Source organism: Bartonella sp. AP57NXGY (assembly GCF_042195805.1).
Classification (GTDB): Bacteria; Pseudomonadota; Alphaproteobacteria; order Rhizobiales; family Rhizobiaceae; genus Bartonella.
Window position 1 is genome coordinate 3,033 of the sequence record NZ_JBHIOZ010000046.1, and the last position, 9,102, is coordinate 12,134.

The following is a 9,102-nucleotide window of genomic DNA, read 5'->3' on the forward strand; positions in this document are numbered from 1 at the left end:
TCAATCACAACTATTTGCGAGCAAATCATAAGTAAGGGGCCTATGAATGAAAACTATTTAAGAAGAAATCAAAATGCCTCTTATGAAGATTTTAAATGCAAAAAATATTGCAACATTAGAAACAGGCAAATATTATGACGATATGGACCTACATCATAAGAGAAGTAATGAACTTCTGAACCTTTCTCATTTTCAATGAAGAGAGCATCTTATAAGCTTTTATATATAAAAAAATTCAATGAATTTCATAAGATTTTTAGCGCAAAATTAATCCCGTAAGATGCTTTGACACGATTTCAACAGCTAACTAAAACCAAATCATAGCTCATCAATTTGCTATATACTCATAACTGATTTCATTCTAACAAGGCTAAGAGTTCTGCACCTTTTTTAAGGTATTAACTTCTTTATAAATGCACCCCCTTACAAAATGCTTTTGTTTTCAGTAAGAGCACGTCTGCTCATTTCAATCATTGCATCGCGAAGATGTAACTTAATTTTTGACCCAATAATCATTCCAAAGAAAGGAGAAAATAAACCAGACATGGTTACAGTATGACGAATTTTGTTATTTGAAGAACCCGATTTTGTTGAACAAATATATTCATGATTAAAACTCATACGTGTAAAAGGAAGTTTAGCATAATCAGAAAAACAAACATTTTTTATAACTTTATCAAGTGTAAAAGTTACTGTAGGTCCCTTTTTAGGTTTCATGCGTCCTATAGCGCCTTCTTTGAAAGGACCAGAAAGTTCTACCCACTCAAGTTCACTATCCCAGCAAGGCCATGATGCCACATCTTCCCATATAGCCCAAATTTGCTCAGCACTTGCTTCTGTACTAATCTCTTCACTATATATCCAATTAAACACGATAATCTCCCCTTTTTTACAAATTACTTATCTTTAGTGATAAAGAATAATATAAAAAAGTATCCTTAAAGCTGCACAACGATAAGATACTTAATACTCTCAGATTTACTTAATATGTAATGACTAACTCAACAAGCGATATTACTAAACTAAACACACAAGTATTCAGGATAAATGAACAATATTTTCAATACTAAACAAAATATCTTTTTTAAGTTTAGACAATAGCAAAAATAGAAGTTACGCATCATATAAGATATCAATGCAGACTGCATAGCTTAAAGCTTTCAACTGCTGATGAAATGTGATGATTAAGGTATGGCAGAAAGAAATTAGATAAAAAAGATCATAACTATTATCGAGGAATATATATCCTATTGGAGAAAAAACATCCTTCTGTATTAAAGCTAATAAAAATTCATCAATTCCTTTAACATTAGAATCTTTTATTGATTTTCTGCTTAACCTTTTAAAAACCATATAAAATGAAGAAAACTGTGAAAAAGCATTTTTTCATCCTATCGGATAAAAACAAGAACTTTCTCAAGATGTAAGCGATCGTAATTTATAGAGACGTATTGCTGTCTCACCATAAAAACGCTCATCGTCTAGATAAAAGACGTCAGGTAAATAAATCATTGTATCTTTCTTTTCTTCAAGTATGAAGAGTGTATCAGCTTTTGCCCACCCTCCTCGCAAAGCTTCTACAAAAGCACGTTCACCTAAACAACGGCTATAGGGAGGATCAGCGCAGATAACATCAAATGGCAGCATTGTGCCAATATTGCCAAGTTTGGTCGCATCACGACGCAAAATCCGTCCTATCGACTGTAATTCAAAGGCTTCTATATTTTTTTGAAGCAACCCACGCCCCTCAACCGAGTTTTCAACAAAAACAGCCGCCTTTGCTCCACGCGAAAGTGCTTCGATGCCTAAAGCACCAGTACCAGCAAAAAGATCAAGAATGCGTTTATTGGTCCAAAACTCTTCTTCACGGCTAGAAAGAATATTAAAAAGGCTTTCACGTGTACGATCACTCGTTGGGCGAATCGACTGATTAACAGGCGAAAACAAAACACGCCCAGCAAATTTACCGCCTATGATCCGCACGTGGACCTCCAAATCGCTTCGAAGTTTTTGCACCGTCCCTATGTGGTTTAGATTTTTTCATAGCACCACCAAACGATTTTACCTTTTTCTTTCTCTCAAAAGAATGCTCATCATGACCACCTTTTATCATTTTCTCTTTATCCTTTAAAAAGCGATCTTTCTTACCAAAGGGATGCGTCTCGTCATAAGATATTTTGCCATGTTTTTGAACAAAACTTTCCCTCTTCTCTTTGTATGACGGATTTTCTTTTAGTTTTTCCTTGCCTCGATGAAAGGACTTTCTACCATCCAAATCGCTCTTATGATCATGCGATTTCTCCTCACTATAGGAAGGCTTTCTACGTGCACTTTGCGGACGTGCACCAGGAGCCATCCAAACATTAGCACGGCGAGAACGCGGTAGAAAACGCTCTGCTTTTCCTTCTTCACTTTTCTCCTTCTTTACATTCTCATGAGACTTTGTACTTAATCGTGCGCGACTATGTTCAACAGAACCATCTCTTGGTCGGCGTCGTATCGCCCTTTCACTTGAGAAAACCCAACCATCATTTGCAACAGAAAGATCTTTCTGGCTTTGCTTTTCTGCAACAACTGCAGAATTTGAAAATGGCTTAAGAATAGGAGCATCAAAATCTGCATTGGCTTGCATAATTAAACGCTCCCCCAACTGATCTCGTAACATCCGCCCTTTTAACTCTTGCACGGCTCCTTCTTCTAAATCAGAGAGATGAAATGGACCATAAGATACACGTATTAATCGATTAACTGATAATCCCAATGCCCCTAAAACATTCTTTATTTCACGATTTTTTCCTTCTCGCAAAGCGACAGAAAGCCATACATTCGCCCCTTGTTCGCGTTCAATTGATGCTTCAATCGAACCATAAAAAATACCATTAATCGCAATACCATTTTTAAGGTTATCCAACGCGCTCTGCTTGACTCTTCCATGAGCACGGACACGATATTTGCGGACCCACCCCGTTACAGGAAGCTCTAATACACGCGCTAAGCCACCATCATTGGTTAAAAGCAAAAGCCCTTCCGTGTTAATGTCAAGCCTTCCAACAGAAAGAACACGCGGCATTCCTTTTGGTAAATTACTAAAGACTGTAGGTCTGCCTTCAGGATCACGGTTCGTGGTGACAAGACCTGCTGGCTTATGGTAAAGCCATAAACGCGTTCGTTCTATAGGAGGTAAAGGTTTGCCATCAACTTTAATAACATCAGAGCGGCTAACATTAAAAGCAGGCGTTGTCACGACTTTACCATTCACAGAAATACGACCTGCAACAATCATCATTTCTGCATCTCGACGCGAAGCAATACCAGCACGCGCTAACCTTTTAGCAATTCGTTCACTCTCATTATTTTCATTCATTTGCGTTTCAAACCAATCTTTGCAAGTATGTTCAGAAAATTATTCACATGCACCATACCGCTTATCCTGAAAAAGGAAGTAGCATAATCATTTATCATTTTCTATCCTTTAACGACAATAATGTATCTGTCGACTTGCAAGTTTGTTTTAAACTCTTTAAAAAATAGAGGTATTCTTTTCATTATAAAAGCGTAATAAATTATTCATTCCATAGCATTCCTTATCGAGATAACCTTTAGATTTTCTATACCTTCAGTAGAAAGAATATTATGACTTTGACGCCCATGGAAATAGCCCTTTTAGAAGCGCAAGAGGCTGCAAAAAAAGATGAAGTTCCCGTAGGTGCTGTCATTACACGTGGAAAAGCTATCATTGCACGCGCTGGTAACTTTATAAAATCTGCATATGACCCTACAGGACACGCAGAAATACGCGCAATCCGTATGGCTTGCGAAACATTGCAAAACGAAAGGCTTCCTGATTGCGATCTTTATGTAACACTTGAACCTTGTGCTATGTGTGCCGCTGCCATTTCATTTGCACGCATACGACGTCTCTATTATGCAACAAATGATCCCAAAGGAGGTGCTATAGAAAATGGCCCACGTTTTTATCAGCAACCAACCTGCCATCACAAACCTGAGATTTATTCTGGTTTCAAGGAAAAAGAAGCAGCTCAATTACTTAAAGACTTTTTTGTACAAAAGCGATACTAAAAATAATTCTTCTTCCATAACTTTCACTCTTTAAAAACTATCCTACTTCTCAAAAAAGACTGTTAATTCTTCTGATATATATATATATATAGCAAAAGCTATTTCGAAGCATTTTTTCTCTCTTTTAATTCTGCATATTGTTTCTATTAGATGGTACATTCATTCAAAAGAATAATTCATTATTTTGTATATAAAATATAAAGTCCAAAATATCGTAGATATGCTCTCATTTCAAATTACATTGAAACAGTAAAAATCACTTTCTTGCACATCATAAGCGGAATTATCGTCTGGATAAAGAACGTTTTAGAAAAGACTAAAAATGTCTCTTATGAAAGCTCTCAAATGCAAAAATTATCGCAACATTGGAGTCTGTAAAATAAAATGATGGTATCCACTTTCTCCTTCCTAAGCATAAAGTATTGGAGCACAATAGATTTTACGTTATACTAGCCACATGAGCAATGTTGTAAAATGAGCTTGAGAAATGTTTCGTGTTAAGAAAACGCATAAGGAATCTCTCGATGCTGTTGTCATATTGCTATTTCATGAGAATACCCCCCTCCTACAGCAGCATTATAACTGCGCGCGAATGAGAGCTTGGTATCATAAGTAATTGGAAAAATACTTTACTTTAAATGTTTTGTCTTTTCCCTATCGACCAATAGGTGCGGTTTTTGCCGGTTGGCGATAACTTAAAGGTGGTTCAGTGAGATAGCGACGGTATTTTGAACTTCCAACTTGTGCTCTCTGACGACGTAAATATTCCTGTCGTTGCTTCGCATTCAACTGTGAAGGATTTTCTGAACCAACGCCATTAACTGACGATCCTTTGTGAGGAAAAGGAGTATTTCCTTGATGCTTCTTCGATGCTGCCATTTCATTGACAGATCTATCTTGTTGTGGTACCGGCAAAAATCTGCGTGAACTAGGGCTTGGTATTACAAGTTTTGGATGAGGTTTCATAACAATCTGGCTGCTGTTATTTGTTGGTGTTAATGAAGTGATATTAGCAACATCTTCAAAAAACTGTATTGAAACTGGTTTATTGGTACCATAGGTAGGAGCGGATAAATTGCATCCCGTTAAAACAAAGCACATCCCTAAAATTCCTATTGGAAATATTTTTATTTCACGTTTTCTCACTGCCTATTCCATTTCCTAGGTGTATGGCTGATTAATATTCCCGTTATTTATGAGAGAACGGTCCATACACAAATTTCCCCCCTGCAGATAAAACAACGGAATTTTTTTCGTACCACAAAAAACTATATTCATCAATATGAGAAATTTACTTGCATTTCTTTCCTTTGATCTAAAACTTTAAATCTTGCCAAGAATCTGCAATTCCCGCAAAGCAGCTGCATCACGAGCAGATACATCCGGATAAGCTGGATCACTTCCAACATCTTGTGTATAACGCCATGATCGAGCACATTTTTTTCCTAATGCCTTCTCTGGATATACACCAACACCTTCAACATCATTCAAAGTAAAAGCATCAGAAGGTATCGTGTCCTGCGTAATTGTGAGCGCACTGGTAATACAGATCTCCGCCATATCCACATTTTCTAATGCCTCTCGTAAAACCAGATTGGAAATAAAAACAATAGGCGCAGCTTCCAAAGAGGATCCAATACGCTTATTAGCACGTTCAAGCTCTAAAGCACCTGTCACAACTTTACGGACCTGCCGAATTTTTTTCCAACGCTCAGCCAAAGATTGGTTTTGCCATTCTTCTGGTACAGAGCGAAATTGTTCCAAATGCACCGATTGGCTTCCTGGATAACGCTCTAACCAAGCTTCTTCCATAGTAAAAGGTAACATTGGAGCAAGCCATGTGACCATACGCTCAAAAATCTCACGGACAACCTGCAAGGAGGCCTTGCGTTTTTTTGATGAAGGCGCATCACAATAAAGAGAATCCTTGCGGATATCAAAATAAAATGCCGATAACTCAATGATTGAAAAATCCAATAATGCACGCATAATCTTTTTAAAATCAAATTCATCGTAAGCGCGATTAATCAACTGATCAAGTTCAAAAAGCCTATGCAATATAAATTTTTCAAGATCCGGCAGTGCACCATAAGATACTTCTTCTCCATCATCATGTGCTAAAGTTCCTAGCATCCAACGAATTGCATTGCGTAGTTTACGATATGAATCCACATTTGTTTGAAGTATTTTTTTGCCTAAACGCTGATCTTCCCAATAATCGGCTGTCATAACCCAGAGACGAAAAATATCAGCTCCAGATGTTTTAATGATTTCTTGCGGAACAACCGTATTGCCTAAAGATTTAGACATTTTCTTACCATTCTCATCCAAAGTAAAACCGTGTGTGATCACGGACTTATAGGGAGAACAAGCACGCGTACCACAGCTTTCCAAAAGAGAAGATTGGAACCATCCGCGATGCTGATCTGAACCTTCAAAATAAACATCAGCAGGCCATTTCAAATCAGCCCGATCTTCTAACACAAAGCTATGGCTGGCTCCAGAATCAAACCAAACATCCAAAATATCATAAACCTGTACCCAAGGCTCATGTGCACGCTCACCTAAAAAACGTTCACGTGCTCCTTCAGCAAACCATGCATCTGCCCCTTCTGCTTCAAAAGCCCGTAAAATACGCTCGTTCACACCTTCATCTTTTAGAATAACACCATCCTCATTTGCAAAAATACAAATAGGAACACCCCAAGAACGCTGACGAGAAAGAACCCAATCAGGACGATCTTCTATCATAGAAGCTAGGCGGTTTTGTCCAGAAGATGGCACAAAACGCGTTTTTGAAACAGCTTCCAAAGCCCGACTACGTAAAGTTGAACCATCCCCAAAATCTTTATCCATTGAAATAAACCATTGCGGTGTATTGCGAAAAATAACGGGTTTTTTTGAACGCCAACTATGGGGATAGGAATGCTTTAAACGCCCCCGTGCAAACAATCGATCTGCTTTAATTAAAGCATTAATGACCTCTTTATTGGCATCACCCATTTTTCCATTATCATCAATAACACGTGCAGGTCCTCCTTCACGATCTGGTCCTAAACCTGGAACATCTTTCGTATAGAACCCTGCATCATCAACAGGAAACGGTATAGATGAATCAATCCCCGCTTGCTCCAGTAAGGACTTATAATCATTCCAAATTTCAAAGTCCTCACGCCCATGGCTTGGTGCTGTATGGACAAAACCTGTACCAGCACTCTCTGTTACGTGCGAACCATCAAGCAATGGAATTTTATAATTATACCCTCCAGCTAAACCTTTGAGTGGATGAGAAAGAACAAGAGCTTTCAACTCTTCAGAAGAAATAACACGCAAATGCTTCAAAACAAGTTTGGCTTTTTCTCCACAACTCATCGCTAAAGCGTCTGCAAAGAGAAGCTTTTCTCCCACTTGAGGACCAAAATCATTTTCAGCACTTTCAACTTCGTAAATACTATAAGAAATTTGCGAAGAATAACTCACTGCACGATTGCTTGGAATCGTCCACGGTGTTGTTGTCCAAATGACGACATGAGCACCATATAAATCATCAGAATTTGCTTCAAAAACAGGAAACTTAACCCAAAGCACCTCTGATTCATGATCATGATATTCAATCTCAGCCTCTGCCAAAGCCGTACGTTCCACAACAGACCACATCACTGGCTTGGAACCACGATAAATCTGATCTGACATAGCAAATTTTATCAATTCACTGGCAATGCGTGCTTCTGCATGAAAAGCCATTGTAGTATAAGGCGTGTTAAAATCTCCCACAACACCAAGGCGTTTAAATTCTTCACTTTGAATAGTTACCCAATGCTGTGCAAATTCACGGCATTCTTGACGAAACTCGTTAAGAGGTACCTCATCCTTATTTTTTCCTTGTGCTCGATATTTTTCTTCAATTTTCCATTCAATTGGAAGCCCATGGCAATCCCAACCAGGTACATAATTTGCATTAAAACCGCGCATTTGGAATGAACGAACAACCACATCCTTTAGAACTTTATTTAAAGCATGCCCGATATGAATATGACCATTTGCATAAGGCGGACCATCATGAAGAATATAAAATGGACGATCTTTTGCTTGTTGACGCAATTGCGCATAAAGCCCCATATTTTCCCAACGCGCCATCAATTCAAGCTCTTTTTGCGGAAGCCCTGCACGCATAGGAAAATTTGTCTGTGGGAGATAAAGAGTTTTTGAATAATCTATTGTTTCATTTTTCACAGCCATTGTGAAATATCCCTGTCCACTTTTACGATTTCATTTTTGCATAACTTCCCTGAACCCTGCAACTCTGGTTTTTATCTATAGGGAAAGCCGAGCTTATCATTCGTATTAAGCAGCGATCAGGAAAATATATCATCACACTCTATGGGCTTTATCATGAAATTCACAAGAAAAGAAACCAAAAAGTGATCTTAAAAAAAAATAAAGGCTCCACTGACAGTGGAGCCTCTTAGAAATTTACTCTTTAAAAAATTAGAATTTATAAGCTACACCAACACGGAAATCATTGGTTTTGTAGTTAACTTCAAGTTTTTCCTTTGCAAATTTCTTTTTACCAAAATCAGAGTAACGATATTCTGCACGTACAATCACATTATCTAGAAGCGAGAAATCAACGCCACCACCAAGTGTGTAACCAATCATGGTTTTTGTTTCATCAGCTAAGTTCTTAGAAGAAACGACTCTTCCATCCTCATCCTTAACAGATATTGATACAGTGTCTTGGAATTGCCCATAAGCAATACCACCAGCAAGATAAGGCATAAAGCGATCAGCAGCAAAACCAATACGTACCCGTGTAGCACCACCCCAATTTTGTTTGAAAGTATGACTTAAAGTTTCAACTGCATCCTCTTGATCAAGACCAAGTTCAGAAGCCATCTTTTTTATTTGTTCTATACCATATACACTGGAAGCGTTCTTATCCACCGCTTGTGTACTTTGTGCACCGTGTCCAGACATATTCTGTCCACCATGAGAACGAGAAGCATGTGGATTAGTACCATT

The 9,102-nt window shown here is 38.1% G+C and carries 7 protein-coding genes; 1 reads left to right on the plus strand and 6 read right to left on the minus strand.

Features of this window, described 5'->3' with window-relative positions; translation table 11 throughout:
- Positions 1–423: 423 nt before the first annotated feature.
- The 3 genes from ACFIL8_RS05840 to ACFIL8_RS05850 form a co-directional block, all read right to left on the minus strand.
- The gene (locus ACFIL8_RS05840; protein WP_375629733.1) at positions 424–873 is read right to left on the minus strand and encodes a hypothetical protein; all 450 of its coding nucleotides are present in this window, start codon (positions 871–873) and stop codon (positions 424–426) included.
- A 543-nt stretch (positions 874–1,416) separates the two neighbouring features.
- Positions 1,417–1,983: a 16S rRNA (guanine(966)-N(2))-methyltransferase RsmD gene (gene rsmD, locus ACFIL8_RS05845; RefSeq protein ID WP_375612106.1), complete on the minus strand. Its 567-nt coding sequence runs from the start codon at positions 1,981–1,983 to the stop codon at positions 1,417–1,419.
- On the minus strand, positions 1,964–3,364 hold the full coding sequence (locus tag ACFIL8_RS05850) for a pseudouridine synthase (protein WP_375689117.1): 1,401 nt from the start codon (positions 3,362–3,364) through the stop codon (positions 1,964–1,966). Before ACFIL8_RS05850 ends, rsmD begins: the two co-directional genes overlap by 20 nt.
- A 269-nt stretch (positions 3,365–3,633) precedes the next feature.
- Between ACFIL8_RS05850 and ACFIL8_RS05855 the strand changes: the two genes are divergently transcribed.
- Positions 3,634–4,080, plus strand: a complete 447-nt coding sequence (locus tag ACFIL8_RS05855) for a nucleoside deaminase (RefSeq protein ID WP_273790416.1) — start codon at positions 3,634–3,636, stop codon at positions 4,078–4,080.
- Between the two features lie 654 nt (positions 4,081–4,734).
- Here the strand turns inward: ACFIL8_RS05855 and ACFIL8_RS05860 are convergent.
- From ACFIL8_RS05860 to ACFIL8_RS05870, 3 genes are all read right to left on the minus strand, one after another.
- Positions 4,735–5,226 carry a hypothetical protein gene (locus ACFIL8_RS05860; protein ID WP_375612104.1) on the minus strand — a complete coding sequence of 164 codons (492 nt, stop codon included), beginning with the start codon at positions 5,224–5,226 and terminating at the stop codon, positions 4,735–4,737.
- A gap of 177 nt (positions 5,227–5,403) precedes the next feature.
- A complete protein-coding gene (gene ileS / locus ACFIL8_RS05865; protein ID WP_375629739.1) occupies positions 5,404–8,319 on the minus strand; it encodes an isoleucine--tRNA ligase in 2,916 nt (971 codons plus the stop codon).
- A 249-nt stretch (positions 8,320–8,568) separates the two neighbouring features.
- On the minus strand, positions 8,569–9,102 hold a 534-nt coding region (locus ACFIL8_RS05870; protein WP_375689119.1), incomplete at its 5' end, for an outer membrane protein.